21 protein-coding genes are annotated in these 23,474 nt (G+C 34.6%); 1 reads left to right on the top strand and 20 read right to left on the bottom strand.

From position 1 onward, the window contains the following. Positions 1-104: 104 nt before the first annotated feature. The 20 genes from QE177_RS08630 to yceD form a co-directional block, all read right to left on the bottom strand. Entirely contained in the window at positions 105-7,454 is a 7,350-nt protein-coding gene (locus QE177_RS08630) for a C80 family cysteine peptidase (protein ID WP_280548771.1), read from the bottom strand. A gap of 53 nt (positions 7,455-7,507) precedes the next feature. Further along, complete coding sequence (locus tag QE177_RS08635; protein ID WP_280548773.1) at positions 7,508-8,245, bottom strand: hypothetical protein; 738 nt, start codon at positions 8,243-8,245, stop codon at positions 7,508-7,510. A 262-nt stretch (positions 8,246-8,507) separates the two neighbouring features. Next, complete coding sequence (ycfP, locus tag QE177_RS08640) at positions 8,508-9,044, bottom strand: alpha/beta hydrolase YcfP (RefSeq protein ID WP_280552250.1); 537 nt, start codon at positions 9,042-9,044, stop codon at positions 8,508-8,510. 2 nt (positions 9,045-9,046) lie between these two features. Then, on the bottom strand, positions 9,047-10,060 hold the full coding sequence (gene nagZ, locus QE177_RS08645; protein ID WP_280548775.1) for a beta-N-acetylhexosaminidase: 1,014 nt from the start codon (positions 10,058-10,060) through the stop codon (positions 9,047-9,049). Between the two features lie 51 nt (positions 10,061-10,111). Then, entirely contained in the window at positions 10,112-11,002 is an 891-nt protein-coding gene (locus tag QE177_RS08650) for a phosphotransferase (protein ID WP_280548777.1), read from the bottom strand. Next, entirely contained in the window at positions 10,965-11,531 is a 567-nt protein-coding gene (gene lpoB, locus QE177_RS08655; RefSeq protein ID WP_280548779.1) for a penicillin-binding protein activator LpoB, read from the bottom strand. Before lpoB ends, QE177_RS08650 begins: the two co-directional genes overlap by 38 nt. A gap of 154 nt (positions 11,532-11,685) precedes the next feature. After that, a complete protein-coding gene (gene hinT, locus QE177_RS08660) occupies positions 11,686-12,045 on the bottom strand; it encodes a purine nucleoside phosphoramidase (protein WP_280548781.1) in 360 nt (119 codons plus the stop codon). A gap of 43 nt (positions 12,046-12,088) precedes the next feature. Further along, on the bottom strand, positions 12,089-12,874 hold the full coding sequence (locus QE177_RS08665) for a metal-dependent hydrolase (protein WP_280548783.1): 786 nt from the start codon (positions 12,872-12,874) through the stop codon (positions 12,089-12,091). Between the two features lie 11 nt (positions 12,875-12,885). Beyond that, positions 12,886-13,875, bottom strand: a complete 990-nt coding sequence (locus tag QE177_RS08670; protein WP_280548784.1) for a DNA polymerase III subunit delta' C-terminal domain-containing protein — start codon at positions 13,873-13,875, stop codon at positions 12,886-12,888. Position 13,876: 1 nt separating this feature from the next. Further along, complete coding sequence (gene tmk, locus QE177_RS08675) at positions 13,877-14,512, bottom strand: dTMP kinase (protein WP_280548786.1); 636 nt, start codon at positions 14,510-14,512, stop codon at positions 13,877-13,879. Then, positions 14,509-15,534: an endolytic transglycosylase MltG gene (gene mltG, locus QE177_RS08680; RefSeq protein ID WP_280548788.1), complete on the bottom strand. Its 1,026-nt coding sequence runs from the start codon at positions 15,532-15,534 to the stop codon at positions 14,509-14,511. The genes tmk and mltG overlap by 4 nt, the downstream gene beginning before the upstream one ends. A gap of 57 nt (positions 15,535-15,591) precedes the next feature. Beyond that, positions 15,592-16,428 carry an aminodeoxychorismate lyase gene (pabC, locus tag QE177_RS08685; protein ID WP_280548790.1) on the bottom strand — a complete coding sequence of 279 codons (837 nt, stop codon included), beginning with the start codon at positions 16,426-16,428 and terminating at the stop codon, positions 15,592-15,594. 129 nt (positions 16,429-16,557) lie between these two features. Then, complete coding sequence (fabF, locus tag QE177_RS08690) at positions 16,558-17,823, bottom strand: beta-ketoacyl-ACP synthase II (RefSeq protein ID WP_280548792.1); 1,266 nt, start codon at positions 17,821-17,823, stop codon at positions 16,558-16,560. A 101-nt stretch (positions 17,824-17,924) separates the two neighbouring features. Continuing rightward, complete coding sequence (acpP, locus tag QE177_RS08695) at positions 17,925-18,161, bottom strand: acyl carrier protein (RefSeq protein WP_280548794.1); 237 nt, start codon at positions 18,159-18,161, stop codon at positions 17,925-17,927. A 149-nt stretch (positions 18,162-18,310) separates the two neighbouring features. Continuing rightward, on the bottom strand, positions 18,311-19,045 hold the full coding sequence (fabG, locus tag QE177_RS08700; protein ID WP_280548796.1) for a 3-oxoacyl-ACP reductase FabG: 735 nt from the start codon (positions 19,043-19,045) through the stop codon (positions 18,311-18,313). Between the two features lie 7 nt (positions 19,046-19,052). Then, positions 19,053-19,985 carry an ACP S-malonyltransferase gene (gene fabD / locus QE177_RS08705; RefSeq protein WP_280548798.1) on the bottom strand — a complete coding sequence of 311 codons (933 nt, stop codon included), beginning with the start codon at positions 19,983-19,985 and terminating at the stop codon, positions 19,053-19,055. A 19-nt stretch (positions 19,986-20,004) separates the two neighbouring features. Continuing rightward, positions 20,005-20,958, bottom strand: a complete 954-nt coding sequence (locus tag QE177_RS08710) for a beta-ketoacyl-ACP synthase III (RefSeq protein ID WP_280548800.1) — start codon at positions 20,956-20,958, stop codon at positions 20,005-20,007. A gap of 6 nt (positions 20,959-20,964) precedes the next feature. Then, the gene (gene plsX, locus QE177_RS08715; protein ID WP_280548802.1) at positions 20,965-22,002 is read right to left on the bottom strand and encodes a phosphate acyltransferase PlsX; all 1,038 of its coding nucleotides are present in this window, start codon (positions 22,000-22,002) and stop codon (positions 20,965-20,967) included. A gap of 29 nt (positions 22,003-22,031) precedes the next feature. Further along, entirely contained in the window at positions 22,032-22,202 is a 171-nt protein-coding gene (rpmF, locus tag QE177_RS08720; RefSeq protein WP_026822220.1) for a 50S ribosomal protein L32, read from the bottom strand. A gap of 12 nt (positions 22,203-22,214) precedes the next feature. Then, complete coding sequence (yceD, locus tag QE177_RS08725) at positions 22,215-22,739, bottom strand: 23S rRNA accumulation protein YceD (protein ID WP_280548809.1); 525 nt, start codon at positions 22,737-22,739, stop codon at positions 22,215-22,217. Positions 22,740-22,881: 142 nt separating this feature from the next. On the opposite strand from yceD, the gene QE177_RS08730 reads away from it, so the two are divergent. Further along, positions 22,882-23,463 (top strand): nucleoside triphosphate pyrophosphatase, encoded by a 582-nt coding sequence (locus tag QE177_RS08730; protein WP_280548811.1) that lies wholly within the window; start codon positions 22,882-22,884, stop codon positions 23,461-23,463. Positions 23,464-23,474: the final 11 nt, after the last annotated feature.

The following is a 23,474-nucleotide window of genomic DNA, read 5'->3' on the forward strand; positions in this document are numbered from 1 at the left end:
GAAATCCATTTCAATATAATATTTATAAAAAATTTTGCTTTAAGTTTATTTAATAAAACTTTTATTTAGTGACAATATTTACTTTAAATATTTAGTTATTATATTTAATTAATTTTAGCATATTGAAACATTTGATTAATAAAATCTCTTTCATGCACAGTCAAAGAGAAAGGTTGAGATTGATTATTTTTTTGCTGAAAAGAAGATGCCATCTCAATTAATAAAGCGATATCTTTTTCATCAAATAAAATATCACTATTGGAAGTTGTATTAATTTCAAGCAGGTCTTTATATTTTTCATAATCATAAATAGTTATTTTATTATTATTATTAAGCGATGATATAACTAAATTATTATCTGGATAATTAAATACAGCACTACCACCTAAACCTTGAATAAAAATTTTATTATTCCCTTCATTGAGAAATACATTTATATCACCTGTACCATGATTTATCGCTAAAACATTATTTCCTTTACCGGCATCAATAATATTATTACCTTGAGTTGATATAATAATATCATTACCATCACCGGTTGAAATAATATCATTCCCATCGCCATCAACAACCATATTATCACCACTTTTAGCGGTAATAATATCATTGCCGTCACCTGCTATAATAATTTTTCCCGTTTCACTCATATCGGTTAATATATCATTACCTGCTGATAAGTTAACTTTTATAATTTGAGAATAACCTTTAGGATAAAAAATATTGTCATCAAATTCTGACGGTGTCTGTACTGTGGCACAAGGCGTAATTTGATATTTATTGTCTTGATAATTAATAAAAAAATATTGGTTATTTTTATCTAAAAGATATATTTTACCATAAAAATCGCCTAAATTATTAACAAATTTAATTTGTGCTAGTTGAGATGAGGCTTGATAAGATAAACAATTTCCCTCAAAAATAAAATCATAACCACTATACTCTTTCACTGCAATAATAAAAATATCTCCATTTGTAAATGAATCATTAATTTCTTTAAAATCAAAGATAATACTATCGTTTATTTTATCTGTACTAGCCAAATCATCAAGCAAATAAATATCGATACCGTGTGAAAAATAGATATAATTATTTTTTTTAATTGAAGTAAAATGATTGTTATATTTATCACCATGAAAAATAGCATGTTGATAATTATTAATTGCAATGATAGGTTTAAGGGTAGCGGGTAATAAATAATTTTTATGGTGATTTTTTATACCATTTTGCGTTAAATTAATCTCAATTTTATTAATATTGTTGTCTGTATTAAATTTATCTAGTTTATCAAAATAGATTGTTTCAAATATTTTTTCTGGCGTGTTCTGTTTGGTTAGCTTTGGTGGTAGGCATAAAGTTAATAAGAAACCATCCATTGTCTGTAATAGATATTCATGATTAAGTATAAACTCGTCATTACCTAAACTTATATAAGCATTTTTTAATCTTACATCGATAATACTTTGTTTAACTTCACCATTAATTAATTCTTTATCTGATAATATTTGTAGATAAATATCAGTATCAACTAATTTAACTTCTATAATTTCATCTAATTTATAATTAAAAGCAACGACACTTCTATTCTCTTTCTCAATTTCATCAATAACAATATTGGCATTAAAATCATAACCCAATTTTAAGCCAATTTTATTGCTATCTAAATTTTGCCATTTTTCATTATCAGGATCCCAATAATAGCTTTGTTCATTCCAGGGGAGCTCTTCTTGATAATTCAACCAATTATAACGCTCTATAATATATGTATCTGCTCCTTCACCACCATTTGCGTAACCATTATTTAATATCAATGTATCTTTTCCTGCCTGACCATAAATAATATCAACACCACCACGTCCATTTAATATGTTATCTTTTTCATTACCTAAGATTAAATCTTGACTATGTTTACTACCCATAACATTCTCTATATTAATAAAATCTACTAAAACTTCCGTTGCGTAGTTTTTTCTTATTAATGCTGGTACATTGGCAAAATCATCAATATAGTTTTCGCTTAAATACTTCAATTCACCCTGTGGTAAATTAATATACGCTCCTACTACTTTTGTCAGATTATTAACTGGCTGTGTGGGATTATCATCTGTGACTGATTGATAATAAGGTAATAGCTCAACAGATAATGTATCATTTCCTCTATTACCATCGAAATACTTATTTTCATTTACTGTTATTTTGTCAAATAATAGAATAAATAGATCATCAAGCTCACCACCAATAAATATTTTTTTACCATTACCACAAATAAACTGATTTTTAACTACCTGAGAACCAACAATCGCATCATCACCATTGGCTAAATTATAGCTAATACCAGTTATAAAATTTATTAAATTTTTCTTTGATAAAAATTTTTGCAAACTTTCATTAAAATATTGTATTTGATTATTATTTGGTATTGAATAAATAGCGTTTACTGCCTTGACACTAGCTAAATTTTGATTAAAATAAGGTTGATTAGCCAAAAGTCTAATAACATGATTATATTTGTTACTAAATAATATTATTTCGTCTGATGGCTGGTAAGAAACGGGTATATAAGTTTTTATTTTAGCTAATTCTATCTGATAACGATTAGGATGTTGCGCTATAATTTTTTCTATTTCTTGTTTAGTAAATTTGCGCTTTATCGTCTCTAGTACTTCATCAAGATGCTGTTGTTTCCACAAATTTAGCGGTAAGGAGACAATATTCAAATCATGTTTTAAATATTGAAGATCATATTGATAATGATTATATTTTTGTTCTGTCAGATAACGATTATTGTGGTTATCAAATAAATGATATAGCAGTAACTCAGCAATATTCTCTTCTTCCTGGCGGATAATACTCAAATTATAGCCGGCTGGTTGTAATACTTGTTTAAAAAAGTTTTCCTCATTTTGTTGTCGATAAAGCTTTAACTGACTGGCAGTCTGTTGCTGTAGTAACTTATTTTGGATCGAATAGATAGGTCGCAATCCTAATATTGAACCAATAGCTAACTGAAATTTCTCATGGCTAGTAAGGGCAATTTTTTCTTCTACGCGTTCAATGAGTCGGTAAGCATTATAAAACATACCACCTAACATCAATCCTGTGCCTATAAGCACCCCTAACGGTCCAGCGGTTGATGATCCTGCCATGATAGCCAAGGCTGCAGAGGCACTAACACCAGCATTAATTAATGATAAAATGCCATTAACCAGCAAATCTTGCCTGATTGCCGGATCTTGTTCATTTTCTAACTGACTAAAATTTTCATAGGCGTAGTAAAGATCAAATCCAGTTGCAGCAATTGTCAGGCCGGCATTAACCCGATTAGCAAACATGCTGGCATTACTAAATGAACCACTTACTTTATAAGCCGCTTTTAACAATACGGGTTGCAAAGCCTGAACACTAAAATTCGTTATATTGGCAGCCCAGGCTACAATTAGGTTATTCTCTAATACCTGCCGTTCATCATCAGACAAATTATCACTATTAAGTTGCATAGTGACAGATTGCGTTGCAGTAACTAATTGGATCAAACTGAATAACGGCATGGTATTAGCAAGTTTATTAACTAATAGTGCATAGCGAGGCAAATGAGATATGCCTTTTTGCAAACTTAATTGCAAATTTTTATCGGCAAATTGTTGACTATTATATTGCTCGATATAAGCAAAGCGCTGCATAATTACAGCAAGATCGTTCAAATTATCACTATTAATAAATAGATCTGTATAATTGTTGGTTGCATTAATTTTCGCTTTTAAAATTTTAATTAAGTTAATATTATTTTGACTGCCTTGATAAAAACTAAGGTAATCATTTAAAGCTACCACATCAAAACGTATTTTTTTCTGCCAATCAGTAACGTTCCTAATTGAGAATAAGGATATTTTTTTCTGATCAATATATGCGCCAGCCTGCTGTAAAATAGCAAGTGGAATAACAATGTCATCAATTTTAACTGAAACTTGGCTTTCTTGTTGATTTAGCGGTAATTGTACTATTAATCTCGCTAAATTAGCATACAAGATGTCATCATGCTTTATTTCATATAATTTAATGCGATAGTTATTGTGCTGTTCCTTTTTAATACCCAACATCTCATAACGATGATATTTTTTATTATCAATAATAATTTCATCATCAAGATAGGTTTTCATAAAATATAGAATATCTTTATATACACTATCTTTTTGAATAAAATCTAATCTTATTTCTCCCATTTTCGGATCATAAATTTTGCAACTGTAAAAATCATCATTTTTATCCTGCACTAAAATAGTAAAAATATTATTATTTATATCTAACTGATATTTACCTATTGATAATTTCACTAATTGATTAATATTTTTTTCATTCACAATTTTCTTTTGTGTAAAAAGATAATTGATACGATTAAATACAGAATTAACATTTGCTAAGAACTGTTGTTCTTCATAAGTTAACGCTCGTTTTCGAGAAAATTCTAATAAACTATGATGGTATTGTAATAACTGAGTTAACTTTTCAATATCATTTTCATTATAAGCATATAATAATGCTAGATTTCTTCCCAATTGACTATTCATTTGGTAATAAAAAGAATGAGGCATAGGATTTATAGCTATGTTAAACATGGGAAGAGATTTTTTATCAATTCTGTTAGCTAAACTTATTATATTACTTAAATAGTAATTATGCCATTGCTGGCTTTTTTTTAAGGCGTGCTGCAAACTTAATTGACTAATTTCACTTCGTTCATCGATACCAGCCAGTTCTATTAATGATATTTTTAAATTCTCTAATGATTGATGATTATGAATTAATATCATTAACTCTTTCATATCTATTATTCCATTTGGATAGGAGAATAGTTGAGATAATAGATATTTAGAGTAAGGACTAAGATAGTTAATTATTTCAGGACGATAGGCAATATTTTCTAATACTATTTTTGCATCATAGGCTTGTTGTTGTATAGTGGGTAAGTCATTATTTAAAAAAAACTTACGCCACTCAATAAGTTTCTGAGTACCAATATATTTATTCTGTTCAAAATAATTATTAATTTTTTTATTAATAATAGGATCAAATTTAATTTGATCTATTTTTTTTATATCTAATAAATCGTTTTCCTCAACCAAATAGCTGTGTAAATGATAGGCATATTTATAACTTTGATTATTAAGATCAATTTTGTCTGTCACAATATCCATTAACAAACTTTGTTCAATAGGAATATTATTGAGATATAATTGTTTTATTTCATTATTATAATTAAATCGATATAATTTTTTATGATCAGCAGCAAGCACATAATGTTCATTTATATATTGTGATGAAAACCATGGTAACTGAACATTTTCTTGCTGATAAGTTGATACAGTACTATTTATGGCTCTTTTTGCTAAATTTATTGCCGTTTCACTGGCAATACCAGTAGGATCATAAGGATTAGCAAGTTGTCCTAAGCCTTGCTGAGAAAAGAAACAAACTTCAGCCGGAATATTTAGACCAAAATACAGCTTTACTTCACTAAGGGTATCTACTAATTTAGCTGATGTCATTCCTTCGAGTAGAGATTGTTCCTCATACGTCACAATATTACCTAATAATAGCCATTTTTTAATTTCGGTATTATTTAATTTTTTTAAATCACCATATTCTAAAATTGCTTTATTTGAATCTTTATCTATTTGGAAAATAAAAGTATTTTCTGGATTATACTTAGCTATTAACTCAGCCTGTAGACGAAATTTTTTATCGCCAGAAAAACGAAAGATTATTTGTGAGCTATTTTTATTAACTATTTCTGCTGATTGACTTTTTATATTTTCAGCATTCACTTTCGGCCATAATGGCACATTAGAAATATTTTCACTATTTAACTTATCAATTAATAAACCAATATCATAGTTATTATTAATTCGATTATAGTTAGAAAAATAATCAGTGAATATTTTATATGCCTGGTTATCATAAGCAATTATTTTTAGCAAATCTAAATTTAACTTGCCATCAAAATAATGAAAATATTGACTAAGATAATTACCATAACGATTTGTTATGCTTGATAACGAAACATCGCCAGCATGTATTTGTCGTAAAAGATATAAAATTAAAGCTTCACCATTAATGATAATTTCACCACTATTGTTATCCTTTTGATACTGATTCTTATAGTATTTTGCCGGCTGTCTACTATCTGTACTCTCATCCAAATAAACTTCTTTTCTGCCGTTGTAATGAATAGCTAAATCTTTAGTATAAGCCACGATGGTAGATTTAAAATCTTTATGCCAAAATTCTTGACTTATATTGAGAGCAAAATTATCCAGTAAATTACCCTGGCCTAGTTTGCAACCTAATAAAACTATTTTGTCTGGTTCATTATTGGCTAATAACGATGTTTTTAATTTTTTTAGTTTATCAACTATGGTATAAGCACTTTGATTAGCAAATACTCGTTGTTTTTTTTGTTCATCAAAACGACCATGTCCAATTAGTAACCAGCGGCTATTGTTAGTTATGACTTTATCAATATCACCATATACTAGTCGATATTGATCATTTTCCAGATCATATTGAATTAATATGGTGTTATTTGGATGTTTACCAATTAAATTTGCCGCCGCTTTATTAATAATGTCTTCACCTTCTAACTGGATGATAACATTATAAACATTATTAGCTTGTGCTAGCTGTGGCTTTACTAATTCCATTTTATTTTGCTGAGGAATAAGTTCCGGATTAACTCTTGGATCCCACCAATTATCAAGTTTTCTTGGCGCGATATCACCCAAAATCTCATTATTATGCAGTTCAAATAATTCAACGGGGAGTTGTTCATGTGATAAAGTAGCAATTGGTTCGGAGAGATAAAATTCTAATAGTTCTCTACTATTCGGCAAACGATAAATAATGTCGCTACCATTGATTATTTTACGGATCTGATAATTTCCATTAGTTATACGTATATGAAGATTATTATCTGATAATGCTAAAATATTTTTATGTTGGCTAGTAAAGAACATTAATATTTCATCAACTGAAAGAGAATCCATCAAAATATTAATACGTTTTGGTTTATGTTTTTCACTAATTAATTCAATAAAAGTGGTTCTAGTATTATCATTAAATTTTTTAAAAATAATTTTAGTTTTTAAATCAAGAATAAATGTATACTCATTTTCACAAAGGATCTTATTGGTTGTTATATTAACTAAGTTTTCATCTAATTTAGGTAAAATTGCCTGTTCGGTAATCTGCTCATCATATTCCATTTCAGAAATAAATACATCAACATTTCCATCACGTAATTGAATAAAATTGTAAGCATCCTGTCTTGTTTTAACAATATAATTTAAAAACTCAATAAATATATCTTTATTTTCTATCTCTATTACCCCATTATTAGGGTCAAAAAAAGCATAAATTAATTTTCCTGTTTTACTATTTTTCTCTATTACAATAGCCATCATATGGTCTACAGAGCAAAATTCATAATATTTATTTTTATCTATATCATCAATGTCTATATTTTTTTGATAAACTCATCAATATTAATTTCGTTATATATATATCTTTGACTATTATTTATTGTTTTTAATCCTCTATCATTATAATACTTAATATATTTTTCAATATACTTCTTTTTAAGCGAGATAAAGGTATTTTCAGCAAAAAATTTAATTTCCTCAGTATTATAATTCTCATTATCTAATTGACGTGTTATCTCAACAAATAGTTCTTTGAACCAATATCTATCTTTACGTAAACTTTGCATTTCACTTTCATATGAAATAACTTTTTCCATATAATTGGATATAGTCTCACTTAGATCTTTGTGTGGCCAAAATGGGTATGCGGGATAATAGCTGGCCATATCCATCATATCAAAAGATTCCCGCTGCCGCTTAGCCAAATCAATTAATAAACGATTAAATTTTTCTTGCGCATGAATTTTTTTTGCCTGTAGCATGGCTTTAAAAAGAGGAGGATCGTGGGGAGAAATCTGCTCATCTAAAATTTTTGTCAAATATTTTATACTGGCCAGGTAGTTTTTACCTTGTTCTAAACCTCCCTGACGAACATGTGTTAAATATTCAGCACTAAGCGCTGCACATAAACCTGTGATGCCTTCGGTAATATTAGTATCGTTAGCTGCAACAAATTTACTAAAAATAAATAATAATTTATCTTCAAACTCATTATAGATATATTTATCTTGTGAAAAACTAATATCAAAAAAATATTTCATAATATTTGGCATAATACCTTACCTTATAAATTATTATTTTTAAAAAGTCAAAGTAGATACCATTATTAACAAGAAATAATAAAAAGTAAAAGAGAGTAATTTATTGTTAACAACGAAAAAATTAAATAGGGTTTTATAATGATATATAAGAACAAATTATTTAAATAATATATTTTTATATATCACCTTTTTTCAAAATTATAATTATAAATAAGCCATTAAATTTTTATAATTAAATGATAATGTTATTATTAAATAATATTTAATAATAAATCTAATTATAAAATGATTTAATTGTTGCTAAATGATATGACAGATCTTTAAATTTATGATTTTGTGTTTCATCCCAAATTATAGAATAATAAGGTTTTAAAATATTGGCACTTTGCTGGCTATCAATGATTTCATCATGACGAGATAATATTAACATACATTTATGTTTATTCTTTTGCCTGAAATTATCTACACATTTAGTCATAATGTCCAAATACTCTTCTGGCCGGGTAATTTTTCCTATCATGTTTTCATAAGGAAATAGATTGGGGTTGATTATTAATTGTTTTATATTACACAAAAATCCTATCCGCTCAGCCCAAAATCCCCCTAAACCAACTCCACATATTAAAATTGGCTCTTTGCTCTTAGAGTGAATATTCTTATCAACTTCCTTCAGCAAGTGTTGCATATCATGCCGGGGATAGAGTGTACTGTAACTGACAAGACGTACATCTGGATCTATAAATTGTAATTGCATTATTTTTTCGTGATTACCAGGACTAGTTGAATCAAAACCATGTAAATAAATAATCATACCTACCTCTGCCATTTTTCACACATGGACGTTAATGCTAAATTCGCCGCTTGCCAGCGTGGTGTTTTTTGCAATTCAGCTAAACTGTAAGAATGTGTTTGATGATAAAGATTTACCGTTTGGTTATATTTTTCATTTGGTAAACTATCTAATACATTTATTGCACCGACACGATTATTGCAAATAAGTAGCATATCACAGCCAGCATTAAGGGCTGCCTGTGCCCGCTCGGCATATCCTCCCATAATCGCCGCTCCGGCCATGGAAAGATCATCAGAAAATATTGTCCCACAAAATCCTAGCTGTTGGCGCAAGACTGATTTTAACCAATAAGCCGAAGCACTCGCTGGCCGTTCGTCAATTTTAGTATAGATAATATGCGCTGGCATAATGGCATCAAGTAAACGCCGTTGGATAAAATAAGTGAAGATTTTCATATCATGTGAACTGATCAGGGATAGTGTACGTTCATCAGTTGGTGTTTGTTGATGGGAATCACTGCTAACCGCGCCATGACCTGGAAAATGCTTACCTGTTGTTTTCATCCCCGCAGCATGCATACCTTTAATAAAGCCCTCAGCCATCATAATAGCGATATCAAGTTGTTGATGAAAAGAACGATCACCAATTGCAATACAATGATGCCCAATATCCAGCACTGGTGCGAAACTGAGATCAATATCCATCGCAATCATCTCTGCCGCCATTAACCAGCCAGCTTCTACCGCTAATTTAGCCGCTGTATCCTGATCGTTAAGGGCAGCAAAGGCTTGGGCGGCAGGTAGCGCAGTAAATCCTTGCCGAAATCTTTGCACACGGCCACCTTCTTGATCGACTGCAATAAGTAAACGGCTATGCGCTGCATGGCGAATTTGGCGGACAAGCTCTCTTAGTTGCTCAGGATCATGATAATTGCGGGTAAAAAGAATAATACCACCAACTAGCGGGTGGTTTAGAATTTCACGCTCTTCAGTTTCTAATTCAAATCCCTCAAGATCTAATATAATCGGTCCCATAAATTACCTACTTAATATCATACTTTATGAATACTTTTAATATCAGTATGCTCAAACTAAGCCTAACTCTGCTCTAATAGGTTGCGCCAATGCCAAGTATTGCGGATTTTTTGTCTGCATCCAGCGAACTTCATACCACATCATTCTCATATAATTAACCCATGGCAGCCATGAGGCAATTAGTTGATTTAATATATAAAAATCTTTATATGCATGTGGCTGCTGACAATAATAGTGCAAAAATTGGTGTTGGGCATTTTTATCCCAATCATTTGTCGCGAATAACGTTGCCAAAGCAAAGGCCAGATCACAGTCAGCAGCATATTCCCAGTCTAACAGTTTTAAAACTCCATTATTAGCCAATAGAACATTTCCATTATGGATATCAAGATGGGCAAGCACTTTTTTGCTAGTTTTAGGTTGGCGGGTATATTGAAAAAAATGATGTAAATTTAACCAATCAGGTGATAATCTGCGTCGGTCTATTTGATACCAGTAACTGGCTAAATGTTGTTTAAGAGGCAGTGAGTAACCCGATAATGGATATGAATGGAGTGACGCCAATATACGACCTAGCGGTTGATATAATTCCTGTAAACTAGTGTCCGTATCAATAACCACCTCGCCTGCAAGCCATTCTAATAATAACCAGTCATTATCAGCCCCCACTATCTGGGGGGCAGCAACAAACTGAGTAAGCCGGCGTAATATTTTACGCTCTCTTTGTCGATTGATACCTAATGAACGCTCATTTTTTCCTGCAAAACGGGCAATTAATTTAATATTTGGGCTTGCTTTAACGCAGAAACTTCCACCACTAGACCCTGGTAACGCTTTAATTTGCCACTTATTAGCTGTAATTGTCGGATATTTTTGTAATAACAATGCAATAAGTGTTTCCTTTTTATTCAATGGGATTTTTTCCCGACCATAGGATCTCACCCGTTTGCGCTCCCATTAACTGCATTTCAATTTCACTCTGTTGTTGATTACCGGAAATAACTGAATAAAGCACATAATCAGCTTGTACATAACGCGCTAAACCTATGGCTTTACTTCGCGTAACTAAACTGTCTTCCTGAGATAAGCCCAACGCTTTACGTGCATTTGCCACCACATCTTGCGGAACTAATTTGAATACATTTTGGTTATTAACTGCATCAATAATCGCATCAGTTGCTTGCATAGATTGAATTGCCATATTGGTATTATTTTTTATTGAATCAATCAATAACACCTTGCCTGACTCAACCCCTGGAGCTTGTACCAATTGATTGGCTAAAGGAATAACTGCTGTTGACCAATCTACTGTTTTTACTTTTGACAACTGCGGCACAGTTTCTGGCGATGTTGGTGTTGCTGGTTGTTCAATAGGTTCGATTGTAATGACCGGTGCCGGTTTTTTACCCGTTATCGATGAGCAACCGACTAATAGGAATGTCACAACCATAAGTTGAAAAATACGTCTCATTTACTCTTCTCCTGTATACCTTAAATTGCAAGGTAAACTGAATAATAAAGCCTGTGCCAAAATAGCAATATAAATTGCTTTATAATTAAAGAGGAACCAATAAAACGAGGATTATCTCTTTAATGACAAATCAACAAAATAACAATTTAAAAATTTATCTATCCTTTTTTGTTAATAGCGGTCCAAGAGGATGGCCGCCAACTAAATGCATATGAATATGGAAAACTTCCTGACCGGAATGTTGGTTGCAATTCATAATTAAACGGTAGCCATCATCAGCAATACCTTCCTGCTCAGCTATTTTTGCCGCGATCGTGATCATATGACCTAATGTTTGTTCATGCTCAGGTTTCACATCATTGATGGTGGCAATTAAAATATTAGGAATAATTAAAATATGCACCGGTGCTTGAGGTGCTATATCCCTAAACGCCGTCACTAAATCATCCTGATAAACAATATCAGCGGGAATTTCACGACGTATAATTTTACTAAAAATTGTTTCTGCTACCATAATTTCATCCTTTAAATCTATTTTTTATGAAGATGCAAGCGGTTTAATCACGTTTAATGGTTAAATGAAAAAGATCACAAAAATTTTGCGTAGTAGCTTGCGCAATTTCTTCAATATCTACGCCTTTTAATTGGGCCAAAAACTGCGCCACATTTCTTACATAAGCGGGCTGATTTTCTTGGCCGCGATGGGGAACTGGCGCCAGGTAAGGGGCATCGGTTTCAATCAAAATGCGATCTAAGGGCACTATACGTGCAGCCTGGCGGATCTGTTCGGCATTACGAAATGTCACTATACCGGAAAATGAGATATATAGCCCCAAGTCTAATAATGCTTTAGCCATCTGCTCATCTTCCGTGAAACAGTGTAAAACCCCACCGCAATCAGTAACCTGTTCTTCCTTTAATATCATTAATGTGTCTTGCTGGGCTGCTCGCGTATGAATAATAACGGGTTTATTTAATTGACAACCTATACGAATATGTTGACGAAAAGCAGTTTGTTGCAATTTAGCATTCTCACTTTGGTAGTGGTAATCCAAACCTGTTTCACCTAACGCAACAACTTCAGAGCCTGACGCTAAGCGTGCAAGCTCATCAAAATTATAACCTTTATCAAGATCAAGTGGATGTATACCGCATGAAAATGCCACATTGTCACGCTGACCAATCAGCTTTTTCATACTAATGAAGCCTGGCAGCGTGGTCGCGATAGCCAGAATATATTTTACCTCGTTTGCTGCCGCTTTTGCGATAACATCATCGATATCTTTATGCTTATTTTTATAATCTAAACAGTCGAGATGACAGTGGGAATCAACTAAAAACATAATAAACTCTTTTAATTATGGTGATATAGTGCGCGCTGCCAGTTAATTAACTGAGATGCCAATCGTAATTCCTGATTTAATCCCACCACTGACATTAATTGATAACGACAATTTCGCCATTCCGTAGCGCTTTTCAATAAGACATCAGCAGAATTGATAGCGGCCAATTTGGTAATTAATGATGGCTGATCTTGATTAACACAGTAATTACCTGCTTGCTGTTGATATTTTACTGCATCTAACAATAGACTTATCAACCAATTGATGCGTTCGACTACATCTGGCTGATCCAATTCAGGTAACCAACTGAAAAGTGTCTTAGTTGCTAAATGTTGCATTAATGATTGGCAAAATTGCTTTCTTTTTAGCCAATTTTCTGGTTGTAACAGGGTTAAAGCAGCGAGAGGGGCAGCCGCATTGAGTTTTAGAGCCGTTTCAATATCAGCTAACGCTAACGATAACTTTTGTTTTTGTAGCCAAGAAATTGCCGTTTTACGCTCTGGCACAGAAAGGTAATAATAAAAACATCGACTACGTAAAGTAGCTAGCAATAGTGCTGGATCGCGACACTCTAACAAAAAAAAGGTATTGTTGGTCGGCTCTTCTAAGGTTTTCAATAATGCATTGCTTGCTGCTTCGGTTAATGCTTCAATACGAGGAAACCAAATAACTTTAGCGCCACCTTGCTGTGCATGGCCAACTAAAACTTCGGTTAAATAACGAATACTTTCAATGCCTATTGTATTTTTACCCTTCTCGACGTCAATTTTATGCCAGTCTGGATGCGTCTGTGCTAACATCAGTTGACAACTATGACAACAACCACAGCTTTTCATATCCGCCGGCTGTTGGCACATTAGCCATCGGCTAATAGCATAAACGAGTGCCTCACTACCCATTCCAGCATTAGCATGTAACAGCAATGCATGATGGCCTTGCTTCTTTTGATGGAGAGCAATTATTTGTCTATATGCATGATTTAACCATGGATACCAGTTCATTTTACTTGCCTTGAGCTATCAACCAATTCGATAATACATCGTGAATGGTTTTTTGCACCTCTTCTAATGATTGGTTAGCATCAATTGTGATGATTGTGTCATCTTCAGCGGCTAACTCAAGGTAGCGCTGACGAGTTCGTTTAAAAAAGTCTAATGACTCTTTTTCTATCCGATCTAGTTCACCACGATCCCGCGCTCGCTGCAAGCCTAGAGCAGGTTCTATATCAAGATAGAGTGTGAGATCAGGTCGAAAATCATCCAGTATGGTATTACGTAATACTTTCATTAATTCGGCGCAAAGCCCACGTCCTCCACCTTGATAAGCTTGTGATGAGAGATCATGGCGATCACCAATAACCCATCTTCCCTTTGCAAGGGCGGGCTTAATAACATTTTCAATTAATTGGATACGCGCGGCATAAAGCATGAGTAGCTCGGCTTTGTCAGTTACTTTTTCCTCAGCAATACCATGCTTAATTAATTGACGCAATTTTTCTGCTAACGGCGTTCCTCCTGGCTCCCGGGTAAAATCAATCTCAGTTATTCCTAGCTTAGCGAGTGTTTCTACCACCGTCTTTATCGCAGTAGTTTTTCCTGCGCCTTCAAGACCTTCAATAACTATATAACGACTTTTCATTCATTTTTATCTTTTGTCTGACGATAATGTTTAACCGCTTGATTATGATCATTAATATTGGTAGTAAAAGTATGCCCACCATTACCCGTTGCAACAAAATAATAATAATTGGTTTCATCAGGATGAGCTGCTGCTTTAATTGAAGCTCTGCCGGGCATAGCTATTGGCGAAGGTGGCAAACCAACAATCAAATATGTGTTATAAGGATTTGAATTATCTAAGTCTCTACGATAAAGCACCCCGTGGTATTTATCACCTAAACCATATATAACCGTAGGATCCGTTTGCAACCGCATTTTTTTCTTTAATCGATTAATAAAAACTGATGCTACTTTAGCTCTTTCAGTATCAATACCCGTTTCTTTTTCAATAATTGAAGCCATAATTAACATTTCATATGGCGTTTTATACGGCAGATTAGCCGCCCTCCCTTGCCATTCATATTCAAGCGCCATTAACATTTTCTGATGTGCACGCTTTAATATATCAATATCACTCATTTCCGCTGTGTAATAATAAGTATCTGGATAAAACCACCCTTCTAATAAATGATCAGAGGGTAACCCTAGATCCTGCGCTAATTTATTCGTAGATCGATTGTCAATAGTCTGTTTTAAATAAGGGGCTTGCTGTAATAATTTTTTCCAGTCTTCGAAGCGAGAACCTTCAATAAATAGCAAACTAAATTGCGCCTCTTTACCAGCAGAGAATATTTCTAACATTGTCCGCAAAGACATGCCAGGATTTAATCGATATGTTCCCGCTTTAAATTGCGCTAATTGTGGCTCTAATTTCAGTAACCATTGAAAAATATCCGCCCGATTTATGATTTTCTGTTCTGTTAACAATAATTCTAATCTTGCTCGCCCTGTACCTGTAGGTAAAGTAAAAATAGTTGTTTCATCAATATTAATCGCTGTATCAGCGTAATTTTGTATCTGACGGTAGAATGTATAGAGAATACAGCCACTCAATATTAATAAAAAAATAAACAACCACAACATTCGTCTTGCATACTTCATTTAATACTCATTTCCTAATATTACACTACAAAAATTAATCTAATATTAATCGCAAAATTAATTTAACCTCAAACAATATGGCAAAAGAAAATTGAATAATTCACGAGAATAATAGTGCCATACGGGTTGTTTTGGCTGAGTTAAAATACGGTTAACCGGTAATATGGGCATTAAAGCATTAGTAATGATTACCTCATCACTATGTGCCAATATATTAGGATAGTCGCTGATATAAAAAAGTTCATAATCAGTATCAGATAAACAAGCAATAACCTGTTTACGCATTACACCTTCAACACCAGCGTGATCTAAATTTGGCGTATATATTTGTTTACCTTTACGCAAAAAAATATTTGCTGCACAACATCCAATCAGTATGCCATTAGTGTCCGTCACTATAGCTTCATCAACGTTCAATAATTCAATTTGCTGTTTTATTAATATTTGCTCTAAGCGATTAAGATGTTTAATGCCTGCCAAATAAGGATTATTATTTACTGGTATGGTACTCAATGTTAAATCAATACCCGTTTGCTGTTGATTTAGATAGATAGTTGGATAATCAGTTAACGAAATAATGACTGTTGCTTTGTTAAAGCCCGCTATGCTATACCCTCGCCCACCTTCACCACGACTAATAATAATTTTAATAACGGCTAAATCCTTTTTATTCAATTGCGCCATCCTGTTAATATCAGCAGCCAATTTTTGCCAATCTGGTGTAGGTAAAAGTAGTTGTTTAACTCCTTTTTGTAATCGATAAATGTGATGCGACAATAAGGCGGGTTGATGTCCAACCACCCGGATTGTTGTAAAACAGCCATCACCAAATTGAACAGCTCTATCCTCGACAGAAATATTATTTCGCTGCTCACCATTAATCCAACATATCATCGTGCTAACTTATTAACCAAACTGAATACCTACTATTTATCGCTACATTTTATGGGAAACTTACCATATACATCAATAAAAAGGCCTCACCTTGACTTAGGTTGAGGCCTTTTTATAAGAAAATATCAATTAATTGACTTTACGAAAAATAATCGAGCCATTTGTGCCGCCAAAGCCAAAAGAATTGCATAATGCATACTGCATATCTTCAACTCTGCGAGCCTCTTTGGGTACAAAATCTAGATGGCCGTTGTCTACTAGTTCAAGTAATTTACTATCGAGATTTTCAAGGTTAATTGTTGGAGGAATAAGTTGATCTCTTAACGACAAAATCGTAAAAATAGCTTCAATTGCACCTGCTGCTCCTAATAAATGACCGGTCATCGATTTAGTCGAACTAATCAATATTTTACTCCGTTCTGGATAAATCGATGTAACAGCACGTGCCTCAGCGATATCTCCTGCTAGTGTTGATGTACCATGAGCATTAATATAACCTACTTTTTTTGCGTCTATACCTGCATCGTTTAATGCATTTGTCATGGCCAGTGCTGCACCTTCACCATTCTCTGGTGGTGACGTCATATGATAGGCATCACTACTCATACCAAAACCAGCAAATTCAGCATAAATTTTAGCGCCTCGGGCTTTAGCATGTTCATACTCTTCCAACACCAAAATACCCGCTCCATCACCTAATACAAAACCATCTCGATCCTGATCCCAAGGGCGGCTTGCTCGCTCAGGTTCATCGTTACGTCTTGATAAGGCTTTAAGAGAGCCAAATCCAGCAATCCCTAAAGATGTGCTTGCTTTTTCTGCGCCACCTGCCAGCATAATATCAGCGTCACCATAAGCAATAATACGTGCGGCATGACCAATATTATGTACCCCCGAAGTACAAGCGGTAGCAATAGAGATAGTGGGGCCTTTAAAACCATAAATAATACTTAAGTGTCCAGCCACCATGTTGATAATGGTTGAGGGAACAAAAAAAGGACTTACTTTACGTGGGCCATCAGTCAGTAAATTATTACAGTTTTCCTGGATTAGGCCTAAACCGCCAATGCCAGAGCCAATTGCCGCTCCAATACGATGCGCATTTTTTTCTGTAATTTCTATACCTGCATCTTTGATAGCTTGTTTACCCGCAGCAAGCCCATATTGAATGAAAAGATCCATCTTGCGCGCATCTTTGGCCGAAATACCATAATCGTCATGATCAAAATCTTTAACTAGACCGGCGAACTTGGTTGTATAGTTTTCAGTTATAAAATGCTCTATAAGGCTGATACCACTCTGTCCAGCACATACAGCATTCCAAGATGATTCAACTGTGTTGCCGACAGGAGATAACATGCCGAGTCCAGTCACAACTACTCGACGTTTAGACACGTATATCCTCCAGAAAAACAAATAAGTTTTGGTGAAAATATAGGCGGTCGATCGACCGCCTGAATATGTGCATAAAAGCTCTCTATAATTAAATTTACAGCTTATCCTTTATGACTATTGATATAATCAATAGCTGCTTGCACTGTCGTGATTTTTTCTGCTTCTTCATCAGGAATTTCGGTATCAAACTCTTCTTCTAATGCCATTACTAGTTCAACAGTGTCAAGAGAATCTGCACCTAAATCCTCAACGAATGAAGCATTATTTATGACTTCCTCTTGTTTAACACCTAAATGTTCAGCAATTATTTTCTTAACACGTTCTTCTATAGTACTCATACTATTTAAATTCCTATTAAAACTCGCTTTCACGATGATTTTCGTAGTTTAGATACAGGAAAGGCACAACCCAATCCTGGCTATTCGAACCTGATTTCGCATTATTATATGCTATTTTAGCATTAATCATGCAAATGATTCATTGGTTTTTAAATCATACACATGCCACCATTGACATGTAATGTTTCACCCGTGATGTAAGCCGCCTCATCAGAAGCTAAGAATGCTACAGCACTGGCAATTTCTTTTGCATCACCGAGCCGCCCCACAGGAACATTAGCTAAAATGCCTGCTTGCTGTTCATCTGTCAATGCTCGTGTCATATCCGTTTCTATAAAACCAGGAGAAACAACATTCACCGTAATACCACGGGTAGCAACTTCACGCGCTAACGATTTACTAAAAGCGATAACACCTGCTTTAGCCGCTGCATAATTTGCCTGTCCAATATTACCCACTGTACCGATCACTGAACCAACAGAGATAATGCGACCATAACGTTTTTTCATCATTGAACGCATTATAGCTTTGGATAAACTAAAGATCGAAGTTAAGTTTGTATCAATAACGCTATTCCACTCTTCTTTTTTCATTCGCAGCAATAGATTATCACTGGTAATACCTGCATTATTGACTAAAATATCAATTTCACCAAATTCTTCACGAATTTTAGATAGAGTAGTATCAATAGATTCAGTATCTGTCACATTCAAGACATAACCTTTACCTTTATCACTAAGATAGCTACTAATCGCCTTAGCCCCTTCTTCGCTTGTAGCGGTACCAATTACTTTTGCACCACGTTCAGCCAGCAGTTCAGCTATTGATCGCCCGATACCACGACTCGCTCCAGTTACCAAGGCTATTTTTCCATCAAAACTCATGTTTTCCTCAATTATTTATCAACGCAGCGTTTAATGATGCCGTATCATTAATTGCTGCTGAATTAATCGTACTCACAATGCGCTTAGTTAAACCAGTCAATACTTTACCTGGCCCTATTTCTAATAGTTGCACGATCCCTTGCTCCGCCATGAATTCGATGGTTTCAACCCAGCGTACAGGATTATACAACTGTCTGACTAAAGCATGCCGAATGCCCTCTACCGAATTTTCGATTTTAACATCGACATTATTTACAACAGCGATGTTAGGTTTAGTAAACACAACTGCTTCTAATGCTTGTGCTAATTTCTTTGCTGCAGGCTGCATCAATGCACAATGTGAAGGTACACTGACAGCCAATGGTAAAGTACGTTTCGCCCCAGCAGCTTTACATAAGATTGCCGCTCTCTCAACAGCACTCTTTTCACCTGCAATAACAACCTGGCCAGGTGAATTAAAATTAACAGCCGAAACGACTTGACCTTCTGCAGCTTGCTGGCACGATGCTAATACCGATTCATTATCTAAACCAATAATTGCATACATAGCACCCATCCCTGCTGGCACAGACTCTTGCATCAATTGCCCGCGTAGTTCTACTAATTTGACAGCGGACTTAAAATCGATGACATCGGCACAAACTAATGCAGAATATTCACCTAAACTATGGCCTGCCATAAGTTTAGGCATTTTGCCTTTTTTTTCCTGCCATACTCGAAAAATTGCCACAGATGCGGATAAAAGTGCTGGCTGCGTTTTCCAAGTTTTATTTAACTCCTCTTGCGAGCCATTCTGAACCAAATCCCACAAATCATATCCCAAGACATTAGAAGACTCAGCAAACGTTTCCTCTACTACAGCAAACTCTTTCGCTAAATCAGCTAACATGCCTAGAGATTGAGAACCTTGGCCAGGAAAGATCATTGCAAAATTAGACATTTTTATTTTCCTGTATAACTTAAAAACGGATCAGCGCTGAACCCCAAGTAAAACCGCCACCAAATGCTTCAAGCAATACCATTTGCCCTCGCTGAATACGGCCATCTCTGACAGCTTCATCAAATGCTGTCGGTACTGAAGCCGCTGAAGTATTACCATGTCTATCCAAAGTAATAACCACTTTATCAATTGGCATAGCCAATTTTTTTGCTGTTGCTTGAATTATCCGTAAATTAGCTTGATGAGGGACTAACCAATCTAATTTTGATTTATCTAGCGCATTTTTTTCTAATGTTTCATCCACAATATTAGCTAATTCATTCACCGCTACTTTAAAAACCTCATTACCCGCCATTGTCACATAAGTTGGTTCTGAGTGTTCACTATGCTCTTGATGACGTAAAGTTAGCAAATCACCATAATTACCATTGGCATGTAAATGTGTTGACAAAATCCCTGGCTCTTGTGAACAGCCGACAACGATTGCACCCGCGGCATCACCAAATAAAATGAGTGTACTACGATCATTCGGATCTAATACTCTAGATAATACATCAGAACCGATAACTAATGCCTTCTTTGCCATTCCAGTTCTAATAAACTGATCACTAATACTTAATGCATAAGTGAAGCCAGCACATGCCGCAGCAACATCAAATGCGGCACAATTTTGAATACCTAATATTTGCTGAATTTGGCACGCTGCACTGGGAAAAGCATGAGTCGAAGAAGTCGTTGCGACAATGATTAAATCAATTTCATTAGCTGCGATGCCGGCCATTACCAACGCTTTTTGCGCAGCTTTAGCCCCCATTGTAGATACGTTATCTTCTTCTGTTGCAATGCGGCGTTCTTTAATACCTGTACGGGTAGTTATCCATTCGTCAGAGGTATCTACCATTTTTTCTAAATCAGCATTCGTACGAATCTGTACAGGCAAATAACTGCCAGTACCTAAGATTTTTGTATACATTTTGCTTTAATCACTCTTGGGTAGTAAGGTATTCAAGCGAGTCGCAATTCTATTAGGAATTTGCTTTTCTACCGCCTGAATCGCCTGTTCAATTGCAGCCTTAAATGCTTTTTGGTTTGCCGCTCCATGACTTTTAATTACAATACCCTGTAATCCTAAAAGTGAAGCACCATTATATTGATCAGGATCCAGGTGCCCAAAACGTTTTGTGATACGTTTTTGTAACCAAGGTTTAATCAACTTCATCAGCCACGATGAGATCTTATTTTCTGTAGTTGAAGACTTTACTAAAGATAAAATAACGCGTATTACACCTTCCATTGTTTTCAACGTCACATTACCTGCGAAGCCGTCACAAACGAATACATCAGCTTTACCCGTCAATAACTCATTACCTTCTACATAACCAATATAATTTATAGAAGGTGTTGCTTTTAATACTGAGGCGGCTTCGCGGATATTATCTAAGCCCTTACTTTCCTCTTCACCGATATTTAATAACGCTACGCGTGGATTGCTTATATGTGCAATCTCTTCAGCCATTACTGATCCCATCACGGCAAATTGTACTAGCATTTGACTATTGCAGTTAACATTAGCGCCTAAATCAAGTACAACAGTTTTACCTTGTTTTTGATTTGGTAAAATCGTTGTTAGCGCCGGCCTTTCAATACCATTTATTGTTTTCAATAGGAGTTTTGCTAACCCCATAAGCACACCAGTATTTCCAGCACTAATACATGCTTGAGCCTGACCCGACTTCACTAATTCTAACGCAATGCGCATTGATGAGCCTTTACTTTGTCTAATTGCTTGTAAGGGCTTGATATCATTAGCAATAGCATATTCTGCAGGTATAATTTGCAAACGATCACGCAGCTCAGCACGCTGATCTGCAAGCAGTGGGTTTAAAATTTCGGGAATACCGACCAGTAATAATCTTAACTGAGGGTTAGATGCAAGTGCCTGCAATGCAGCAGGCACAATGATATGAGGACCTTTGTCCCCACACATCGCATCTAATGCTAGGATTAAATTAGCCAAGGCATTAATCGTTTAATAATCAACAACAATTATTTATTAATAACCTTGCGACCACGGTAATAGCCATCAGCAGTCACATGATGACGCAAATGGGTTTCACCAGAAGTTTTATCTACTGACACTTCAGCAGTTGTCAATGCATCATGTGAGCGACGCATACCACGTTTAGAACGAGTGGGTTTATTTTGTTGTACGGCCATTGACCTTACTCCTTAAGTACTTTTTTTTAAACTAGCTAATACGGCAAAGGGATTTGGCTTTTCTGCCTCGTTAGGCAACTCACCAAAAACCATATCCGCGTCGGACACTTCACAGCGTTCAGAGTTATGAACCGGAATCACCGGCAAAGAGAGGATTATTTCATCTTCAATCATTGCTAGCAAATCTATTTCACCAAATTGATCAACAGTAATTGGCTCATACTCTTGGGGTAGTAACGCAATCCTCTCATCATCAATGACAGGACTAAAACAATAAGTTACATGAACATGATGGTTAAAATTTTTACCACAACGTTCGCATTTTAACGTGACATCAACATCAGAATCGCCTTTTATGACAACTAAATGTTGATTATCTATTGCAAACGATAGTTCACTAGTTACATCACTATCTATACTTACTACTGATTCTACGACACGCAGAACTTGTTCAGGTGAATAATATCCTGAATAATCCAATTTTTTTTGTGCTGCGCGAAGCGCATCAATCGTTAAGGGCAATTTTACCTTTTGCATAAGGCGCGCATATTATCTTTGTAATGAGACATAGTCAAAGGAAAAGGCTGCTTTTGCTTGTTTTTCCATCAAACATTCGCTATTTAAGCTCTATTTAGTTTAAAATGTCTTACTTCATTTAGCTACGCATTTTAGATATTTTATGAAATCAATTGTATTGGCGTCAATGTCATCTTCACGCTATCAGCTGCTAGAAAAGTTAGGCTTACCATTTACTGCCGATGCTCCAAATATTGATGAAACCCCATTAATCAATGAATCGGCAACTTCTCTCGTCACTCGTTTAGCCACTGAAAAAGCAAAATCATTAGTGATTAAATATCCGACCCATTTAATAATAGGTGCTGATCAAGTGGGTCTGCTAGAACATCAAATAATAGGAAAACCATTAACTCATACTGCGGCCATCAAACAACTTAAGCAAGCTTCTGGCAAAAAAATCACCTTCTATACCGGCCTTTGTTTATTTGATAGTGAAACTAGAAAATACGAGACCAAATGTGAACTTTTCACCGTCTATTTTCGCCATTTGAATGATACGGAAATTGAAAATTATCTGATAAAAGAACAACCTTACCAATGCGCGGGAGCCTTTATGTCAGAAGGGTTAGGCATCACACTATTTGAAAAACTTGTTGGACAGGATCCTAATACTTTAATTGGGTTACCTTTAATTAGTTTAATCAATATGCTACGCACTCACGGCATCAACCCTCTCAATTAACGATATCACTA

The sequence above is a fragment of the Arsenophonus sp. aPb genome (assembly GCF_029873475.1).
Taxonomy (GTDB): domain Bacteria; phylum Pseudomonadota; class Gammaproteobacteria; order Enterobacterales; family Enterobacteriaceae; genus Arsenophonus.

What these genes read in the sequence shown, in the direction of transcription:
- pabC (WP_280548790.1), bottom strand. Translation starts at nt 16,428, where the DNA reads ATGATATGTTGGATTAATGGTGAGCAGCGAAATAATATTTCTGTCGAG.
- acpP (WP_280548794.1), bottom strand. Translation starts at nt 18,161, where the DNA reads ATGAGTACTATAGAAGAACGTGTTAAGAAAATAATTGCTGAACATTTA.
- QE177_RS08635 (WP_280548773.1), bottom strand. Translation starts at nt 8,245, where the DNA reads ATGCCAAATATTATGAAATATTTTTTTGATATTAGTTTTTCACAAGAT.
- rpmF (WP_026822220.1), bottom strand. Translation starts at nt 22,202, where the DNA reads ATGGCCGTACAACAAAATAAACCCACTCGTTCTAAACGTGGTATGCGT.
- QE177_RS08670 (WP_280548784.1), bottom strand. Translation starts at nt 13,875, where the DNA reads ATGAACTGGTATCCATGGTTAAATCATGCATATAGACAAATAATTGCT.
- QE177_RS08710 (WP_280548800.1), bottom strand. Translation starts at nt 20,958, where the DNA reads ATGTATACAAAAATCTTAGGTACTGGCAGTTATTTGCCTGTACAGATT.
- ycfP (WP_280552250.1), bottom strand. Translation starts at nt 9,044, where the DNA reads ATGATTATTTATTTACATGGTTTTGATTCAACTAGTCCTGGTAATCAC.
- tmk (WP_280548786.1), bottom strand. Translation starts at nt 14,512, where the DNA reads ATGAAAAGTCGTTATATAGTTATTGAAGGTCTTGAAGGCGCAGGAAAA.
- mltG (WP_280548788.1), bottom strand. Translation starts at nt 15,534, where the DNA reads ATGAAGTATGCAAGACGAATGTTGTGGTTGTTTATTTTTTTATTAATA.
- QE177_RS08730 (WP_280548811.1), top strand. Translation starts at nt 22,882, where the DNA reads ATGAAATCAATTGTATTGGCGTCAATGTCATCTTCACGCTATCAGCTG.
- yceD (WP_280548809.1), bottom strand. Translation starts at nt 22,739, where the DNA reads ATGCAAAAGGTAAAATTGCCCTTAACGATTGATGCGCTTCGCGCAGCA.
- fabD (WP_280548798.1), bottom strand. Translation starts at nt 19,985, where the DNA reads ATGTCTAATTTTGCAATGATCTTTCCTGGCCAAGGTTCTCAATCTCTA.
- fabG (WP_280548796.1), bottom strand. Translation starts at nt 19,045, where the DNA reads ATGAGTTTTGATGGAAAAATAGCCTTGGTAACTGGAGCGAGTCGTGGT.
- QE177_RS08630 (WP_280548771.1), bottom strand. Translation starts at nt 7,454, where the DNA reads ATGATGGCTATTGTAATAGAGAAAAATAGTAAAACAGGAAAATTAATT.
- hinT (WP_280548781.1), bottom strand. Translation starts at nt 12,045, where the DNA reads ATGGTAGCAGAAACAATTTTTAGTAAAATTATACGTCGTGAAATTCCC.
- lpoB (WP_280548779.1), bottom strand. Translation starts at nt 11,531, where the DNA reads ATGAGACGTATTTTTCAACTTATGGTTGTGACATTCCTATTAGTCGGT.
- QE177_RS08665 (WP_280548783.1), bottom strand. Translation starts at nt 12,874, where the DNA reads ATGTTTTTAGTTGATTCCCACTGTCATCTCGACTGTTTAGATTATAAA.
- nagZ (WP_280548775.1), bottom strand. Translation starts at nt 10,060, where the DNA reads ATGGGACCGATTATATTAGATCTTGAGGGATTTGAATTAGAAACTGAA.